The organism is Streptomyces sp. PA03-1a, from assembly GCF_033792805.1.
Lineage (GTDB): Bacteria > Actinomycetota > Actinomycetes > Streptomycetales > Streptomycetaceae > Actinacidiphila.
The window spans coordinates 1-16,653 of sequence record NZ_JARAVO010000074.1 but is presented as its reverse complement, the minus strand read 5'-3'; the positions used below and the strand labels follow the sequence as shown (position 1 = coordinate 16,653).

The 16,653-nt window shown below is 73.2% G+C and carries 16 protein-coding genes; 10 read left to right on the top strand and 6 right to left on the bottom strand.

What is annotated here, in order from left to right:
* Positions 1-15 precede the first annotated feature (15 nt).
* Positions 16-738 carry a hypothetical protein gene (locus tag PV341_RS18450; RefSeq protein ID WP_500322367.1) on the bottom strand — a complete coding sequence of 241 codons (723 nt, stop codon included), beginning with the start codon at positions 736-738 and terminating at the stop codon, positions 16-18.
* Between the two features lie 161 nt (positions 739-899).
* Here PV341_RS18450 and PV341_RS18445 point away from each other — a divergent pair, with 161 nt between their 5' ends.
* Positions 900-5,318 (top strand): tetratricopeptide repeat protein, encoded by a 4,419-nt coding sequence (locus PV341_RS18445; RefSeq protein WP_500322368.1) that lies wholly within the window; start codon positions 900-902, stop codon positions 5,316-5,318.
* Between the two features lie 21 nt (positions 5,319-5,339).
* Here PV341_RS18445 and PV341_RS18440 read toward each other — a convergent pair whose 3' ends face one another.
* Entirely contained in the window at positions 5,340-5,996 is a 657-nt protein-coding gene (locus PV341_RS18440) for a lysophospholipid acyltransferase family protein (RefSeq protein ID WP_500322404.1), read from the bottom strand.
* A 301-nt stretch (positions 5,997-6,297) separates the two neighbouring features.
* Here PV341_RS18440 and PV341_RS18435 point away from each other — a divergent pair, with 301 nt between their 5' ends.
* The 3 genes from PV341_RS18435 (at position 6,298) to PV341_RS18425 (ending at position 8,738) form a co-directional block, all read left to right on the top strand.
* Positions 6,298-7,491 carry a glycerophosphodiester phosphodiesterase gene (locus PV341_RS18435; RefSeq protein ID WP_500322370.1) on the top strand — a complete coding sequence of 398 codons (1,194 nt, stop codon included), beginning with the start codon at positions 6,298-6,300 and terminating at the stop codon, positions 7,489-7,491.
* 89 nt (positions 7,492-7,580) lie between these two features.
* Positions 7,581-8,105 carry a sigma-70 family RNA polymerase sigma factor gene (locus PV341_RS18430; RefSeq protein WP_500322371.1) on the top strand — a complete coding sequence of 175 codons (525 nt, stop codon included), beginning with the start codon at positions 7,581-7,583 and terminating at the stop codon, positions 8,103-8,105.
* A gap of 123 nt (positions 8,106-8,228) precedes the next feature.
* A complete protein-coding gene (locus tag PV341_RS18425; protein WP_500322372.1) occupies positions 8,229-8,738 on the top strand; it encodes a GNAT family N-acetyltransferase in 510 nt (169 codons plus the stop codon).
* Positions 8,739-8,751: 13 nt separating this feature from the next.
* On the opposite strand, the gene PV341_RS18420 is transcribed toward PV341_RS18425, so the two are convergent.
* Together PV341_RS18420 and PV341_RS18415 are read right to left on the bottom strand one after the other, a co-directional pair.
* Positions 8,752-9,195, bottom strand: a complete 444-nt coding sequence (locus PV341_RS18420; RefSeq protein WP_500322373.1) for a hypothetical protein — start codon at positions 9,193-9,195, stop codon at positions 8,752-8,754.
* Positions 9,188-9,556: a hypothetical protein gene (locus PV341_RS18415; protein ID WP_499510848.1), complete on the bottom strand. Its 369-nt coding sequence runs from the start codon at positions 9,554-9,556 to the stop codon at positions 9,188-9,190. Before PV341_RS18415 ends, PV341_RS18420 begins: the two co-directional genes overlap by 8 nt.
* Positions 9,557-10,009: 453 nt before the next feature.
* Between PV341_RS18415 and PV341_RS18410 the strand changes: the two genes are divergently transcribed.
* Genes PV341_RS18410 through PV341_RS18400 form a run of 3 tightly spaced genes read left to right on the top strand, consistent with a single transcriptional unit; the run spans position 10,010 to position 12,631 of the window.
* Positions 10,010-11,047: a methionine ABC transporter ATP-binding protein gene (locus tag PV341_RS18410; RefSeq protein ID WP_500322374.1), complete on the top strand. Its 1,038-nt coding sequence runs from the start codon at positions 10,010-10,012 to the stop codon at positions 11,045-11,047.
* Positions 11,044-11,763: a methionine ABC transporter permease gene (locus PV341_RS18405; RefSeq protein WP_500322376.1), complete on the top strand. Its 720-nt coding sequence runs from the start codon at positions 11,044-11,046 to the stop codon at positions 11,761-11,763. Before PV341_RS18410 ends, PV341_RS18405 begins: the two co-directional genes overlap by 4 nt.
* Before the next feature lie 37 nt (positions 11,764-11,800).
* Entirely contained in the window at positions 11,801-12,631 is an 831-nt protein-coding gene (locus PV341_RS18400; protein ID WP_500322377.1) for a MetQ/NlpA family ABC transporter substrate-binding protein, read from the top strand.
* Between the two features lie 34 nt (positions 12,632-12,665).
* Here the strand turns inward: PV341_RS18400 and PV341_RS18395 are convergent, their stop codons facing one another.
* Entirely contained in the window at positions 12,666-13,052 is a 387-nt protein-coding gene (locus PV341_RS18395) for an MmcQ/YjbR family DNA-binding protein (protein ID WP_500322378.1), read from the bottom strand.
* A gap of 39 nt (positions 13,053-13,091) precedes the next feature.
* Positions 13,092-13,859, bottom strand: a complete 768-nt coding sequence (locus PV341_RS18390; protein WP_500322380.1) for a class I SAM-dependent methyltransferase — start codon at positions 13,857-13,859, stop codon at positions 13,092-13,094.
* A 212-nt stretch (positions 13,860-14,071) separates the two neighbouring features.
* Between PV341_RS18390 and PV341_RS18385 the strand changes: the two genes are divergently transcribed.
* The 3 genes from PV341_RS18385 (at position 14,072) to PV341_RS18375 (ending at position 16,650) form a co-directional block, all read left to right on the top strand.
* Complete coding sequence (locus tag PV341_RS18385; protein WP_499510843.1) at positions 14,072-14,707, top strand: GNAT family N-acetyltransferase; 636 nt, start codon at positions 14,072-14,074, stop codon at positions 14,705-14,707.
* Between the two features lie 102 nt (positions 14,708-14,809).
* Complete coding sequence (cbiE, locus tag PV341_RS18380; RefSeq protein ID WP_500322381.1) at positions 14,810-16,033, top strand: precorrin-6y C5,15-methyltransferase (decarboxylating) subunit CbiE; 1,224 nt, start codon at positions 14,810-14,812, stop codon at positions 16,031-16,033.
* A gap of 251 nt (positions 16,034-16,284) precedes the next feature.
* Complete coding sequence (locus PV341_RS18375; RefSeq protein ID WP_500358399.1) at positions 16,285-16,650, top strand: hypothetical protein; 366 nt, start codon at positions 16,285-16,287, stop codon at positions 16,648-16,650.
* Positions 16,651-16,653 lie beyond the last annotated feature (3 nt).

Sequence of the window (16,653 nt, the reverse complement as noted above, 5' to 3'; positions counted from 1 at the left end):
CCGTCCGGGGCCCGGTCAGGCGGCCCCGGGGTCGTCGAGCGTGAAGACCGTCAGCCACTGCGAGCCGGCGGGCGTGTAGCCCAGGTCCATCAGCGCCGTGGTCACCGCGCGCATGTGCCCCGCGCCGTACAGGATCCCGGCGGTGAACGGCTCGGGACGGCCGGCGCGGGCGTGGTGCACATGCGTCACCGCGTCGATCAGCAGGCGGTCGCGCCGGTGCACGACCAGGTCGTCCGTCCCCGTCCAGAATTCCGCGGCCTCCACCTCGTCGTCGCCGGGCAGGTCCTCCAGCTGCAGGTGCCGGGCGAGGAACCGGCGCGTACCGAGCAGCCGCATGCCCGCGACGTAGACGGGGATGAGCGCGGCCAGCGTCGCGCGCTCCCTGAGCGGCACCCGCCGCCACCTGTCGTCGAACTCCTCACCGGTCATGTCCGGGCACACCACGGGCACGCCCAGCGTGGCGAAGTCGATGTCCTGGACGACCAGTCCCAGACGTTCGTGGCCCGCGAGGCTGCGGTACGACCGCGTGAGCGCCAGCGCCGCCGTACCGCCCCGGACGCCCTCGGCGATCACCAGATCGCACGAGGCGCGCAGACGGGCCGTCACCTCCGCGTAGAACGCCGGCTCCGCCAGGTGGACCATCGGGTACAGCTCGAAGGTCAGCGCCGTCGCACGGCTGCGGAAGCGGATGACCGCCGACCGTACCCCTGCCAGCTCCGTGACCTCGATGTACTGCACGCGTCCCCCCGCCCCCGGCGGATCCGTCAATCGGAGGGACGCGCCACGAGGGCCGAGGGGTTGCACCGGTGCCCGCGCTGACCACCGACGTCAACTCCCGGCGAGCGAGGCGGGTTTGCAGTCCGTATGCTGCCGGTACCCGCCGCGGGGGAGGGAGCGCCATGAGCACGGACGCACAGTCCGGCCAGGACACCGACGTCCTGGCCGTCCTGAGGGAGCACACCCTCGACTGCCGCTACGAGGAGGCCGAGGCCCTCATCGGCGCCGAACTCGCCCGGGCGGAAGTCGACCCGGGGCGAACGGCCCGACTGCACGTCGCGCGGGGCCGGTTGCGGCTGCGGCAGTACGAACACTCCGCGGCGCTGGCGGAGTTCGCCACGGCCCTGCGCCACGACCCGGAATGCGGCCCGGCGGCGGGGTGGCGCGTGGCGGCCCTGGACCGCATGGGCCGCCACGACGAGGCCCTGGCCGAGGGCACGGCGGCCGCGGCGCGGCTCCCGGAGGCCGTGGACGTCCACACCGCGCTGGGCTGGCTGCACCACAACGCCTGCCGCTGGGACGAGGCACTGGCGGCCTTCGAGCGGGCCACCGCCGTCGGACCGCGCCACGCGGAGGGCTGGATCGGCGCCGCGTGGACGCGTGTCGAACTGGGCGACACCGCGGCCGCGCTGCGGGGACTGGAGGACGCCGAGCGCGGCCTCGCCGACCCCGTCGAGGTCCGCTGCGCAGCCGTACGGATCGCGGCGAGCCGGAGCGGGGGCGAGGTCGCCCACGCCAAGCTGGTCTCCGCCCGCTCCCTGGACAGGGACGACATCGCCGTACTGACGGCGGAGGCCAGGTACGAGAGCGGCCGGGGGACGGGCCGGGCCGCACTGGAGGCCGCCGAGCGCCTCGTGGCCCGGTACGGCCGCCGGCCCGACGCGCACGTCGAACACGCCCGCTGCCTCCTGGAACTCGGCCGCCGGGACGAGGCCGCCCTGGCCTGCGACCGGGCGCTGGCGCTCGAACCGCGCTGGGCGCTCGCGTGGGAGTACAAGGCCGCGGTGCAGCGGCTGCGCGGCGACCTGGCGGGAGCGCTGGCCACGGGCCGGCGGGCGGTGCGGGCGTGCGGGTACTCGCCCGGCGTCAGGCTCGAACTGGCCGTCGCCGAACTCGCCGGCGGAGCACCCGACCGCGCCCTGGCCCTCACCGAGGAGGCGCTGGCACTCGATCCCTGCTCCGGCTGGGGCTTGGGCGTCCGCGCCGAGCTGCTGCTGCGCGGCGGCGACGTGGACGGGGCCGTCGCGGCCGTCGCGCACGCGGCCGCGCTGCGGCCCGCCGACCCGGAGGCACTGGCGAGCCTCGCCTGGGCCCTGGGCGCGGCCGCCCGGTACGACGAGGCGCTCGCCGCCCTGGCACGCGCCAGGGAGCTCGACCCCGCAGACACCTCCCTGATCGAGCGCGCCCTGGCCCTGCTGCGCAGCGCCCACCGCTGGGACGACGCGGCGGACCTGATCGCCTCGGTGCGTGCCGCGGACCGCACCGGAGACCTGGAGGGGCTGCTCCTGGAGGAACAGGCCTGCCTGTCCTACGCGCGGGAGCAGTATGCGCGGGCACTGGAGGAGTGCGAGGCCGCGCTGCGGGCGGAACCGGGACGCCGCTTCGCGGCCCGCCTGCGCGTGCGGTCCCTGCGCGGGCTCGGACGTCTCGCCGACGCCGAGGCCGCCGCCCGGCAGTGCGCCGAGGCCGCCGCCGACGACCCCGAGGCCCAAGCCCTCCTGGCGACGGTCCTGTTCGCCGCGGAGCGCACCGACGAGGCACTGGCCGCCGTCGACCGCGCCCTGCTGCTCGACGGCAACTCGGCGCAGGCGCACGGCGCGCGGCTCGACGGCCTCCGGGAGGCGGAACGGTGGGACGAGGCCGAGGCCGCCCTGGAGGAGGCCGCGCGCTGCGGCGTACCCGCCGACGTCGTGGCCGCCCAGCGTGCCAGGACGGCCCTGGGGCGGGACGATTACGACGCGGCCCTGGCCGCGGCCGAGGAGTGCCTGCGCCTGCGTCCGGACGACGTGGAGGCGCTGGAACTGCTCACCGCGGCGCACCTCGGCCGCGGAGACGGGCCCGCGGCCGAGTCGGCCGCGGGCCGGGCCGCCGCCGCGACGCCCCGCTCGGCCGCGGGCCCCTGCGTGCTCGCCTGGCTCTTCGCCGAGCTGGACCGCCCGGCAGAGGAGTGCGCGGCGTACGAGGAGGCGCTGCGGCGTGAACCGGACCACCGGGACGCGCTGCTCGGCAGGCTCTCGGTACTGCGCAAGCTCGGGCGCTGGGACGAGGCCGAGCGGGCCGCGGAGGAGGCGGCCGGGCTGCGGCCCGAGGACCCGCACGTGCTGATCGCCGTGGGCCGGTTGTACTCGGCGATGGAACGCCCCGGCGACGCGCTGCCGTTCGCCCGGCGCGCCGGCGAACTCACCGGTGGTGCCGCCGACGCCGTGGGTCTGCTGGCCTGGGTGCTGCGCCGCTCCCGGCGCTGGGACGAGGCGGAGCAGGTGCTGCGGCGCAGCGTGGAACGCCGTCCCACGGCTCCGGACGCCCACATGGACCTGGCCTACTGCCTGTGGGACCAGGACAGGGACGCGGAGTGCCTGGAGAGCGTCGACCGCGCCCTCGTCCTGCGGCCCGACCGCGTCCGCACGCTGACCTTCAAGGTGGAGGTGCTGTGCGCGCTGCGGCGGTGGAACGAGGCGGAGGCCGTGGCGCGCCGTGCGCGCGGCAGCCACCCGGAGATCGCCGCCGCGCACGTCGCGACGGCCCAGGTGCTCGCCGGCACCTACCGCCGGGAGGAGGCACTGCCCCACCTGCGGCGGGCCCTGCAGCTCGAACCGGACCACGAGTGGGCGTGCCGGCTGCTGATCGGCACCCTCGCCGGGCTGGGCCGCTTCCAGGAGGCGGAACAGGCCGCGGAGGCGCTGCTCGGCCGGGTCCCGGACGCGGTGTCCGTGCGGTGCCGGCTGGCCGCCGTGCTCCGCGAGCAGCACCGGTACGACGAGGCCCTGGCCCAGTGCGAACGCGCCCTGGCCGACGACCCGTACAGCGTGGCCGCCCACGACCAGCGGGCCACCGCACTGCGCGAATGCGGCAGCCTGGACGAGGCCGAGAGCTGCGTCGAGGAGTTCACCCGAGGCCGCCCGCACCTGACGTCCATCCGGTTCGAGCTGGCGGCGGTGCACGCGGAGCGCGGCGACCACAGCACGGCCCGGCGGGTCCTGGACGAGCTGCTGGAGTCCGCCCCCGGTCCCCTCGGCCGGGCCGAGGCCCGTGCCGCGACCGGCTGGGTCGCGCTGATGGACCAGCGTCCGCTGGACGCGGCGGACGCCTTCGGGGAGACCCTGCGGCAGTGGCCGCACGACCACGACTTCCGGGTCGGCCGCGCCTGGTCGTTGGTGCGCCTGGCGGACCTCGCCCCCGGCGGCCCGCAGGCGGACGAGCGCCTCGCCGAGGCGGCCGCCCACTGCCGTGCCGTCAGCCGTGAGGACCCGCGCAACGCCGTCGCCCACACCTGCCTCGGGCTGATCGCGCACCGGCGTGGGGAGCCCGCCGCCGCCGAGCGGCACCTGTCCCGGGCCGTGGAACTGGACCCGTACGGGCGCTCGCACACCGAACTGGGCGCGCTCCACGTGCAGCTCGGCCGGTACACGCAGGCCGAGACCGTGCTGCGGCGGGCCGTGGAACTGGACTGGTACGACGTGCAGGCCCACGTCGAACTGGGCAGCCTGGCACTGCACCGGGCCCGGGAGGGCGCAGGCGCCGTCACACTGGCGGAGGCGGCCGGGGAGTTCCGCCGGGCCGTCGCGGTGGACCCGGACAGCGGCAGCGCGGCCCTCGGGCTCGCGGTGGCGCTGGCGGAGGGCGCGGGGGACCTCGGCGCCGCCGAGGAGGAACTGCGGCGTGTGCTGGGCCGGCGCGGGGTGCGGGACCAGCCGGAGTGGCAGCTGCGGCTCGCGCTCGCGCGCCTGCTGGTGCAGGCCGGCGACGCCGAGCAGAGCGCCGACCGTTACCACGACGCGGGCGTGGAGGCCCGGGCCGCGATCCGGCTGGCCGAGCGCGAGGCCGAACCGCACTTCGTGGCGGGTGTCGTGGAGCAGCGCCTGGGCACGCAGACCGTGGACGTCCGGCTGAAACTGCTCCACCGGAGCCGGGCCCGGCGTTTCCTGACCCGCTGCCGCCGCCTCGACCCGGCGCACCAGGACGCGGAGCGGGCGCTGCGGCTGCTGGAGGAGGACGCCCGGGCCGCCCGGGGGAGCCGGCTGAGCAGCGCGGTGCTGGTGCTCGTGGCGACCGCCGTCCTCGCCGCGGCCTGGGTCGACTTCCTGTGGAAGCACCACGTCACCGCCGTGATGCTCACGACGCTGACGCCGGTGCTGGCCGGGCTCATCGCGGTCGGGTTCCTGCTGCCGGTGCTGATCCGGCTCAAACTCCCGGGCGGGATGGAGGCCGACCTGTCGGCGAGCATCGGCCAGATCTCCCGCGGCCCACGCGGCGAGGTCGTGCTCACCCCGGCGCGGACGCCCGCCGGCAACGGGCCGGTCGGCCGGATGCCGCGCCTGTGAGCGGGGAGGGGTGCAGGGGTGCTACGCCGCCGTCGCGTGGTCCGTGGCCTTGGACGCCTTCGCCTTCGTGGCGTAGATGTCGACGTACTCCTGGCCGGACAGCAGCATCACGTGGCTCATCACCTCGTCGGTGACGGCACGCAGCACGTAGCGGTCGCGGTCCATGCCCTCGTAGCGGGAGAACTCCAGCGGCTTGCCGAAGCGGACGGTGAAGCGGTGCACCCGCGGGACGCCGGCGCCACCCGGCTGGATCCGCTCGGTGCCCACCATCGCGAACGGGACGACCGGCGCCCCGGTCATCAGTGCCAGCCGCGACACGCCCGTGCGGCCGCGGTAGAGACGGCCGTCGGGGGAGCGGGTGCCCTCGGGGTAGATGCCGAAGACCCTGCCCTCGTCCAGGATGCGACGACCGGTCATGAGCGCGGCGACGCCGCCGTGACCGCCGTCGCGGTCCACGGGGATCATGCCGACGGAGGTGAAGAAGGCCGCCATCAGCCGGCCCTTGATCCCGGGGGTGGTGACGTACTCGTCCTTGCCGATGAAGAAGACCTGACGCTTCACGACCAGGGACAGGAACATCGAGTCGATGAACGTGACGTGGTTGCCGGCGAGGATCACGGGACCGTCGCCCGGGATGTGCTCCGCGCCCTCGACCCTGGGGCGGAACAGGACGCGCATCAGTGCTCCGAGCAGTGCCTTGAGGATGATGCGGAACAACGGGTCCTCCGGTCGTGGTCGGCGGGAGTCCGGCCGGACGCCCGCGGGGGTTCGCCCACCAGTGTGCGCCTCCCCCGGTGAGGACGATACTTCCGCCACGTCGCGACACGCACACCGGGTTCACACGACCGGTACGCATTGTTGATCTGCGTTTCCGTCGCGTTCCGTCGCTCGCCGCCCGACGGCAACACCGGCCCGCCTACGATGCGCGCGTCGCTTGGCAGGATCCGGACAGACGTTCGGCCGACACGAGGGAGCGCACATGACGCACGAGCAGCAGGGCGGCCGGGAGCAGCGCAGGGGGCCCGGGCGCCGGGCACTGATCGGGGCCGCGGCGCTCGGCGCCGGCGTCACCGTGCTCGGCGGCGCGGGCACCGCCGTGGCCGGCGAGCGGGACTCCTCGCACGGCTCCTCGCACGGTTCCGTCCCCGTCCTCCCGCTGCCGGTCCCGACCGTCGTCGGCCACCGCGGTGCGAGCGGCTACCGCCCCGAGCACACCCTGGGCTCGTACCAGCTCGCCCTCGACCTCGGCGCCGACGTCATCGAGCAGGACGTCGTCCCCACCAAGGACGGGCACCTCGTCTGCCGCCACGAGCCGGAGATCGGCGGCACCACGGACGTCGCCGACCACCCCGAGTTCGCCTCCCGCAGGACCACCAAGACCATCGACGGGGTCGCCACCACCGGCTGGTTCACCGATGACTTCACCCTCGCCGAGCTCAAGACCCTGCGCGCGGTCGAGCGCCTGCCCGCACAGCGGCAGCGCAACACCCTCTACGACGGCCACTGGGAGGTGCCCACCTTCGAGGAGGTGCTGCGCTGGGCCGACGAGCAGGGCCGCAAGCGCGGCAAGGCGGTCTGGCTGCACGTCGAGACCAAGCACCCCACCTACTTCCGCGGCATCGGCCTGGGCCTGGAGGAGCGGCTCGCCAAGCTGCTGCGCCGCTACGGCCGCGACAAGCGCAACTCCCCGCTGTTCCTGCAGTCCTTCGAGCCCGGCAGCATCCAGCGGCTCGGCGCGCTCGGCCTGCGCAACCCCAAGGTCGTCCTGCTGGACGCGGCGACCACCCGTCCGTACGACTTCGTCGCCGCCGGGGACCCGCGCACGGTCGCCGACCTCGTCACCCCGGCCGGCCTGAAGTGGATCGCCGGCTTCGCCCAGGGCATCGGCCCCACCCTGAACCTGATCATCCCGCGTGACGCGGCCGGCAAGCTCGGCACGCCCACCACGCTGGTGCGCGACGCCCACAAGGCCGGGCTGATCCTGCACCCCTACACGATGCGCAACGAGAACAGCTTCCTGCCCGCCGACTTCCGGGTCGGCACGGACCCCAACGCCTACGGCGACGCCTTCGGCGCCTTCAAGGTCTACTTCGAGCAGGGCATCGACGGCATCTTCTCGGACAACTGCGACACCGCGCTCCTGGCCCGCGCGGACTTCCTCGGCCGGAAGTGATCGTCAACACGAGGTGATCCCCTCCCGCGCACGGGTGGTTCCCCCGCCAGGGGGCAACCACCCGGCGCGGCACGGGTGTCCCGGCGGGCATGACCCCGCGCGTACGACACGAAGAACTGGCCGCCATCCGGCCGCTGCTCGCCGCCGAGGCCGCGGCCGAGTCGGTCCCCGCCTGCATCGAGGCGGCCGACCTCGAACAGTCCGTGTGGCTGCGGTTGCTGGAGCTCCCCGAGCCGCCCGCCGACCCCGCCCGCTGGCTGCGCCGTGCGGTGCGGGCCGAGGCCCGCCTCGCCGTGCGCCGGGCCCGCCGGGAGACGCCGTACGGCCCCGGCCGCCACCCCGCCGCCGCGGCCCTGCCGAGCACCGAACAGCAGGTGCTCGCCGCCGAGCAGCGGCGCACCCTGCTGGCCGCCGCACGCCGGCTGCCCGGGCGCTGTCCCGAGCTGGTATCCGCCCTGATCTCCCGTTCCGACCCCACTTACCGGGAAATCTCCCGGGAGTTGGGAATCTCACAGGGCAGCCTCGGGCCGATGCGTTCCCGGTGCTTGAGTTGCCTGCGTACGATCCTCGCAACCGGGGTTGCAGCACCCGTACGACGGGGTAATGCACCGTAAACAGTCGGCGTACGGACGCTTGTGCACGGCCGCGCCGCCTTCCGGAAACGATTCAGGGCAACGTCCCGCGCCGCACCCTCACCCCCCGCGGCCCGGGCGGACTCGAAGGAGAGGCCAGCGCACATGGGCATGAGCGTGACCATCTCTGCGGCGACCGTCGACGACGCCGAGAAGATCCTCAAACTGCAGTACCTCTGCTACCAGGACGAAGCCGCACTGTACGGGGACTACGGCATAGAACCGCTGACCCAGACCCTCGACGCGCTGCGCGCCGAACTCGAGGGCGGGGTCGTGGTGGTGGCCCGGCTCGGCGAGGAGGTGGTGGGTTCGGTCCGCGGTTCCGTGGACGAGGACGGCACCGCGCGGATCGCCAAGCTGATCGTCCACCCCCGCATGCAGCGGCACGGACTCGGCGGCCGTCTGCTGCGGGCCATCGAGGAGCGGCTGGCCGCGGAGAGCGAGGCCAAGCGGTACCGGCTCTTCACCGGTCACCGCAGCGAGTTCAACCTGCGGCTGTACCGCAAGCTGGGCTACGCGCAGGTGGGCAGCGTCGAACCGGTCACCCGGCAACTGAGCCTGGTGCACATGGAGAAGCCGGCCGACCGGCCCGAGACCTACGCCGCGAGCGCCTGAGCCCGCGTCAGGATCAGGAGTCCTGCTGTGGCCGTGCCTGCCGGCGCAGCCACAGCAGGCCGGTCACCGGCACGACGACGGGCAGGAACAGGTAGCCCATGCCGTAGTCGGACCACACGGTCTGGTCCGGGAACGCCCCGGAGTCGACCAGCGTCAGCGTGCCCACGGTCAGCACGCCGACCAGTTCGAGGGTGCAGCTGACCAGCGCCACCTTCCGCGCGCCCTCGCCGCCCCGCCACAGGGCCACCGTGATCACCGCGTAGAGGACGCCCGCCAGCAGCGAGAGCAGGTAGGCCAGCGGCGCCTCGTCGAACTGCAGGCTGATCTGCACGACCGCGCGGGAGAGCGCGGCGACGGTGAAGACCCCGTACAGGGAGAGCAGCAGCCTGCCCGGCCCGCGGCCGATCCCGCGCTCGGCGGCGGCCGGCGCAGTACTGCCCTTCGCGGTCTCAGGCACTGACGCCTCCCCAGATGTCGTGGAGCCGCACCTCGAGCACGGCCAGGACCACCCCGCCTGCGGCCACGATCGCCGAGCCCCAGCGGGTCCGCTCGGTCAGCGACATGAAGCCCGCCGCCGGGACGGTGCAGGCCGCGCCGATCAGGTACGCCACGAAGATCGTCGTTCCGTCCACCGGCTTCTCGCCACCGGTGAGCTTGACCACTCCTATCACCAGCTGGACCAGCGCCAGCACCGCCACCAGGGCCATGCCGATGAAGTGCCAGTCCTTGGTGGGCTGGTCGCGGAAGGCCGCGTAACCGCACCAGGAGGCCAGGAGCAGCGCCGTGGCCGAGACCACGATCGTGAGCGCGTCGAGCATGGCGCGACTCTATTACGGGCGGGAATCGCCGGGTCCCCACCCCCTGGGGTGTCCACATTCCGGACTGCGGGATCGGATATTGGTACGCCGTACGGGCGTCTGCTTTACTGGTGCGCATGACCACGACGAACCGCCGCTGCCGCGCGACCGAGGCGATGACGCCCGGTGTTCGTCGTATGTGTCGAATGTGTGCACGCTGAGGGCCCACGCCACCTGAGTCTCGCGCCCCGAAGCGAGACCCGCCCCTCCTGCCACGGATCGCACCTCCCCATGGACCTGGAACTGCAGCAGACCTTCCGCCGCTGCCGGCTGGCGCACGACCCCCAGCCGCCCGGCACCCACTGCTGACCTTTCTCCCACGCCCTCCGAGGGGCGCAGCCATGCCATGTCCGCGGTCCATACGCCCCGTGTGCGGCTTTCGTCCGCCGCGCACTCGACAGTGACGGAAATCCAGTGATCACCACAACGGGCCTGACCAAGGTCTACCGTTCCCGTGACCGGGAGACGGTGGCCCTCGACGGCGTCGATCTGCACGTCCGCGAGGGTGAGGTGTACGGCGTCGTCGGTCGCAGCGGCGCCGGCAAGAGCACGCTCATCCGCTGCGTCAACCTGCTGGAGCGGCCCACGGCGGGCACCGTCGAGGTGGCCGGCCGGGACCTGACCGCGCTCGCCGGCCGCTCCGACCGGGCGGGCTCCGCGCTGCGGACCGCCCGCACGGGCATCGGCATGGTCTTCCAGCACTTCAACCTGCTGTCCTCGCGCACCGTCCGGGACAACGTCGAGCTGCCGCTGGAGATCCTCGGCGTCTCCGGCCGCGAGCGCCGCCGCAAGGCCCTCGAACTGCTCGACCTCGTCGGCCTCGCCGACAAGGCCCGCACCTTCCCGGCGCAGCTGTCCGGCGGCCAGAAGCAGCGCGTCGGCATCGCCCGCGCCCTGGCCGGCGACCCCAAGGTGCTCCTGTCCGACGAGGCCACCTCGGCGCTCGACCCCGAGACCACCCGCTCGATCCTGCAGCTGCTGCGCGAACTCAACCAGCAGCTCGGCCTGACCATCCTGCTCATCACCCACGAGATGGACGTGGTCAAGGCGATCTGCGACTCCGCCGCGCTGATGAAGGGAGGCCGCATCGTGGAATCCGGCAAGGTCACCGACCTGCTCGCCACGCCCGGCTCCGAACTGGCCCACGAACTCTTCCCGGTCGGCGGCGAGCCGTCCGGCGCCGGCCGCACCGTGGTCGACCTCACCTTCCACGGCGAGGCCGCCACCGAGCCCGTCATCTCCCAGCTCTCCCGCACCTACAACATCGACATCTCCGTGCTCGGCGCCGCCCTGGAGACCATCGGCGGCCGCCAGGTCGGCCGGATGCGGATCGAGCTGCCCGGCGCCTTCGAGGACAACGTGGTGCCGATCGGCTTCCTCCGCGAGAAGGGCCTCCAGGTCGACGTCGCCCCCGTCGGCGGCGACGAACTGGTCGAGGAGGGCGCGAAGTGAGCTGGTCGGAAATGCAGCCGCTGCTGTCGCAGGCCTGTTGGGAAACGCTGATCATGGTCGGCTGGTCCACCCTGATCGCGGTGGCCGGGGGACTTCCGCTGGGCGTCCTGCTGGTGCTGACCGACCGCGGCGGACTGCTGCGCAACGCCACGGTCAACAAGGTCGTCGGCGTGGTCGTGAACCTCGGCCGCTCGCTGCCCTTCCTCATCCTGATGATCTCGGTGCTGCCCTTCACCCGCTGGGTGATCGGCACCACCATCGGCGCCGAGGCCATGGTCGTCCCGCTCTCCATCGGCGCCATCCCGTTCCTCGCGCGGCTGGTGGAGACCTCCGTCCGCGAGGTCGACGACGGACTCGTCGAGGCCGTCCAGGCCATGGGCGGCAGCACCTGGACCGTCGTCCGCAAGGCCCTGCTGCCCGAGTCGCTGCCCTCCCTGATCGCCGGGCTCACCACCACGGTGATCGCGCTCATCGGCTACTCCGCCATGGCCGGCACCATCGGCGGCGGCGGCCTCGGCGACCTGGCCATCCGCTACGGCTACCAGCGTTTCGAGACCTCCCTGATGCTCGTCACGATCGGCGTGCTGATCGTCATCGTGACCGCCGTCCAGCTCGCCGGCGACCTCGCCGCCCGCAGCGCCTCGCACCGCGGCCGCAGCTCCACCACGCCCCGGCTGCGCCTGCTGCGCCCGGCCGCGACCCCCGAAGCCTCCTGACACCGCAAGGCAACACCGTTCCAGAAAGGCACTTTTCGTGCGTACCAGCATCAAGATCACGACCGCCGTCCTCGCCGCCGCCGGCCTCACCCTCGGCCTGACCGCCTGCGGCGCGGACTCCGGCTCCAAGAAGGACAGCGCGAGCGACCCGCTCGTCGTCGCCGCGAGCCCGGTCCCGCACGCGGAGATCCTCAACTTCGTCAAGGACAACCTGGCGGCCAAGGCCGGGCTCAAGCTCGAGGTGAAGGAGTTCAGCGACTACGTGACGCCGAACACCGCCACCGAGGACGGCTCCGTCGACGCCAACTACTTCCAGAACCAGCCCTACCTGGACGACTTCAACAAGAAGAAGGGCACCCACATCGTGCCCGTCGTCACGGTGCACCTGGAGCCGCTGGGCCTGTACTCCGACAAGCTGAAGTCGGCCGACGCGATCAAGAACGGTGCCACGATAGCCGTCGCCAACGACGCGGTGAACGAGGCCCGCGGCCTCAAGCTGCTCGCCACCAACGGCCTGATCACCCTCAAGGAGGGCGTCGGCAACGAGGCAACCCCCGCCGACATCACCGCCAACCCCAAGAACCTGAAGTTCAAGGAGCTGGAGGCCGCCCAGCTGCCGCGCTCCCTGCAGGACGTCGACGCCGCCGTCATCAACGGCAACTACGCCATCTCCGCGGGCCTGAAGCCCGCGAAGGACGCCCTGGTGCTGGAGTCCGCCGACAACAACCCCTACGGCAACTTCCTCGCCGTCAAGGAGGGCGACGAGAAGGACCCGCGCGTGCTGAAGCTCAAGAAGCTGCTCACCTCGCCCGAGGTGAAGAAGTTCATCGAGGACAAGTACGCCGGCTCCGTCATCCCCTCCTTCTGACCCGCCGGGCCCGGGCAGGGGGCGGGCAGCGCGTTCACCGCGCCCCGCTCCCCGCCGCCCCCGGCCAGTCCAGCAGCAGCTGCTGCGCGCGCGGCAGCCGCGCCACGACCAGGTCGTACGAGTCCTCGACCAGCTCGCGCACCATCGCGTCGGGCAGCGAACCGTCCAGCGTGACCGTGTTCCAGTGGCGCTTGTTCAGGTGCCAGCCGGGCGCGATCGCCGCATGCTCCGCCCGCAGCCGCACCGCCAGGTCGGGCTCGCATTTCAGGCTCACCTTCAGCGGCTCATCCCCCAGCGCGCTGATGGCGAAGATCTTCCCGCCGACCTTGAAGACGGTCACCTCGGTGTTCCGCGGGAAGGGGTTCTCCTCCGCCGCGCCGTTGAAGCCGAGGCAGAAGCCCCTGAGCCGGTCCGCGTCCATCCGGCCATTCAACAGGGTGCCACCGACACACCCGCGAGATCAGCGCCGCCGCACCCAGTACACGTCCGTCGTGTAGGGCATGTCCACGGCGTCCTTGCCGCGCGTGGCGTCGTGCCCGGCCAGCACCGCCTCCACCTCGGCCAGCACCCGCTCCTGCTCCGCCGGGTCCATCACCGCGATGTGGCTGGAGGACGTCATCCGCTCCACCACGTCCGAGACCGTCGTGGAGTGCAGGTTCGGCCAGTGCCGCTCGTGCACCCGCGACCAGCCCCGGCGGCCGGTGAAGGCCTTGCGCCAGCCGTCGTCCAGAGGGCTCGGCAGGTCACGCGGCGCGAGCCGGAAGACGATGTCCTGGTAGTCCCGCACCCAGGGGACCGAGGTGTCGTAGGTGTTCCACACCAGTGCCAGCGAACCGCCCGGCCGCAGCAGGCGCTCGACCTCCGCCAGGGCCTCCTCCTCCTGGAACCAGTGCCAGGACTGCGCGGCCACCACCGCGTCCGCGCACCCGTCCGGCAGGCCCGTGGCCTCGGCCGTCCCGGCCGACACCCGCACCCCCGGCAGCAGCTCCGCGAGCCGCTCCCGCATCTCCGTCACCGGCTCGACCGCGATCACCTCGGCGCCGGTCAGCGCCAGCAGACGGGTGAACTTGCCGGTGCCGGCGCCCAGGTCGACCACCGTGCGGCCCGCCTCGAGGGGCAGCGCGTCCGCCAACTCGGCCAGGGCCGCCATGGGGTACGAGGGTCGCGACCGCTCGTACACACCCGCGGCCCGCTGATATCCGACTCCTGCTGCGTGGTGCACCGTCACGCGGGCAGACGCTAGCAGGACCGTAGGACCACAGGCGTAGCGGACCTGCGGAAAAGCCGGGGAACAGCACACCAACTGCTCCCGTCGTGCCGATGGTTGGACGTACGCTGGGGCGACGGCCGCGCAGGCCCCCGCGGCGACCCGGTCCTGCGGTGACCCGGTGGATGTTGCATGCTGTGCACTTCACACATGCCCTGGCTACGGAGCGTCGAATGACCAGCTTCCCGGAGATCTCCATCAGTACGGAGCGGCTGGTGCTGCGCACGTACGAGGAGTCCGACGTCCCCGCCCTGGCGGAGATGATGAACGACGAGTCCGTCATCGCCTGGACCTCCGTGCCGTATCCCTACACCGAGGCGGACGCCCGCTCCTTCATCGCCGGGTTCGCCCCCGCCGAGCGCGCGGAAGGCCGCGGCATCGTGCTCGCCGTCACCGAGTTCCTCACCCAGCGGCTGGTCGGCACCGTCCACCTGCAGCGCACCGACTGGCGCATCCGCAGCAGCGAGGCGGGCTACATGATCGCCCCCTGGGCACGCGGCGAGGGCTACGCGGCGGAGGCCGTCCAGGCCACCGCCCAGTGGCTCTTCGACGACCAGAAGTTCGAGCGCCTGGAACTGCGCACCGCCGCCGACAACGCCGCCTCGCAGCAGGTCGCGCAGAAGATCGGCTGCATCAGCGAGGGCGTGCTCCGCAACGCCGGCCTGGTCCGCACGCAGACGGAGGGCGGCCGCTGGGAGGAGATCCGCACCGACCTGATCGTCTGGAGCCTGCTCCCGGAGGACCTCGACGGCCTCGCGGAGGAGTCCGCCGACGGCTCCGACTACGCGGCGTACGCCGACTGGCAGTGAGCACGGGCTAGCGCAAGATCCTGGCCGGGGTACTGTGCACACCCCGGGATCACCTCACCCCCCGGGCACCACACCGCGACGCGCCCAGGAGGCAGGACGACGATGGCCGACCGTGTCACCGTGATCGGGTGGGACGGCTCACCACCGGGCGAGGCAGCGCGCTCCGCGCTGTCGGCCGCCACCTTGGTGGCCGGGACCCGGCACCACCTGGCACTGCCGTTCGTGCCGGAGGACGCCGAGCGGATCGTACTGGGCAGCATCGACCTGGCCGCCCGCCGCATCGCGCGGCACCGGGGCACCGCGGTCGTCCTCGCCGACGGCGACCCCGGCTTCTTCGGCGTCGTCCGCGCCCTGCGCACCCCCGAGTACGGGCTGGAGGTCGAGGTCGTGCCCGGCGTCTCCTCGGTCGCCCAGGCCTTCGCCCGGGCCGGGATGCCCTGGGACGACGCCCGGGTGGTCGTCGCGCACACCCGCACCCTGCGGCGGGCCGTCAACGTCTGCCGCGCCCATCCCAAGGTCGCCGTGCTCACGGCCCCCGGCGCCGGGCCGGCCGAACTCGCCCTGCTGCTCGGCGACGAGCACCGCACCTTCGTGATCTGCGAGGCCCTCGGCACCGAGCACGAGCAGGTCACCGTGCTCACCTCCGACAAGGTGGCCGACCACACCTGGCGGGACCCCAACGTCGTCCTCGTCGTCGGTGCCGCCCCGGCCGCCGCCCCCGCCCACGTTCCGGTTCCGGCCGCCGCCGCGCAGGCCGGCTGGCTCGCCGGCGGGGACCCCGACTCGTCCGACCGGGTACGGGGCTGGGCACTGCCCGCCGAGCGGTACGTGCCCGGGGACGGCCCGGCGCACCTGCGCGCCCTGCAACTGGCCCGGCTCGGACCGCGGGCCGGCGACCTGCTCTGGGACATCGGCGCCGGCGGCGGGGCCGTCGCCGTGGAGGCGGCGCGGTTCGGCGCGGCCGTCATCGCGGTGGAGGCCGACGCCGAGGCGTGCGGCCGGATCGAGGACACCGCACGGGACTTCGGGGTCCAGGTCCGGGTCGTCCACGGCCTGGCGCCGCACGTGCTGGAGGACCTTCCGGAACCGGACATCGTGCGCATCGGAGGCGGCGGACCGGAGGTCGTCGCCGCCTGCGTCGCGCGCCGGCCGGAGCGAATCGCCGCGAGCGCCGCGAACCGGGACGAGGCCGAAGCCGTCAGCCGCGCCCTCGACGAGGGCGGATACGCCGTGGAACGCACGTTGTTGCAGGCAGTCGAGCTGGACGACGAGTGGTCCGAGCGGGAGCGCACGGTGGTCTTCGCGCTCCTCGGACACCGCAGGTGAGCCAGTGGGTTGCGCCCGCATTGGCACCGGTTTGAGGTGAACCCCCCTGAGCATGCGCGGGCACACGCACGGTAGGCTGACGGACCGCTGTGCCGTTGTCGCGCATTGACGTCGCGTGAGGGCTGATCAGTAATGGTCAGTACCGGTCAATCGCCGTCGTCGTGCCGGTTGCCGCCCACGCTCGTTCTCTCTGTGGGCAGTGTGCTCGGCGCAGCGATGGAAGGAGCGAAACCGATGGGCGAGGGGCACGCATGACTGACACCGGCCAGGTCCCGGGTGAGGGACTGCCGGAGAACGCAGGCGAAGAAGCGGTTCTGCAGCCGCACGCCGACCTTCCCGGCAGTGGCGCGCAGCAGCAGTCCGTCCCCTCGTGGGACGTCGATCCGCTCACCGCGCCGGTTCCTCCCGAGTACCACTACCTCGACCAGCCGTCCGGCCCGGTGCCGGTGGAGGAGGACGAGGAGATGCTGCTGATGCCCGGTCTGCAGGGGTCCTGGGGCGACCCGCAGCCCGTGCCGCCGCAGCCGGCGCCGGTCGCCGCCGTACCCGTTCCGGCGCCCGCTCCCGTGATCCCGGCCGCGCCGGTCCCCAACAAAAACACACCCCCAAATTTCTAAAAA

Coding starts and splice junctions, on each gene's coding strand:
- PV341_RS18445 (WP_500322368.1), top strand. CDS start 900: ATGAGCACGGACGCACAGTCCGGCCAGGACACCGACGTCCTGGCCGTC.
- PV341_RS18415 (WP_499510848.1), bottom strand. CDS start 9,556: ATGCTCGACGCGCTCACGATCGTGGTCTCGGCCACGGCGCTGCTCCTG.
- PV341_RS18425 (WP_500322372.1), top strand. CDS start 8,229: ATGGGCATGAGCGTGACCATCTCTGCGGCGACCGTCGACGACGCCGAG.
- PV341_RS18435 (WP_500322370.1), top strand. CDS start 6,298: ATGACGCACGAGCAGCAGGGCGGCCGGGAGCAGCGCAGGGGGCCCGGG.
- PV341_RS18395 (WP_500322378.1), bottom strand. CDS start 13,052: ATGGACGCGGACCGGCTCAGGGGCTTCTGCCTCGGCTTCAACGGCGCG.
- PV341_RS18385 (WP_499510843.1), top strand. CDS start 14,072: ATGACCAGCTTCCCGGAGATCTCCATCAGTACGGAGCGGCTGGTGCTG.
- PV341_RS18440 (WP_500322404.1), bottom strand. CDS start 5,996: ATGCGCGTCCTGTTCCGCCCCAGGGTCGAGGGCGCGGAGCACATCCCG.
- cbiE (WP_500322381.1), top strand. CDS start 14,810: ATGGCCGACCGTGTCACCGTGATCGGGTGGGACGGCTCACCACCGGGC.
- PV341_RS18375 (WP_500358399.1), top strand. CDS start 16,285: ATGACTGACACCGGCCAGGTCCCGGGTGAGGGACTGCCGGAGAACGCA.
- PV341_RS18430 (WP_500322371.1), top strand. CDS start 7,581: ATGACCCCGCGCGTACGACACGAAGAACTGGCCGCCATCCGGCCGCTG.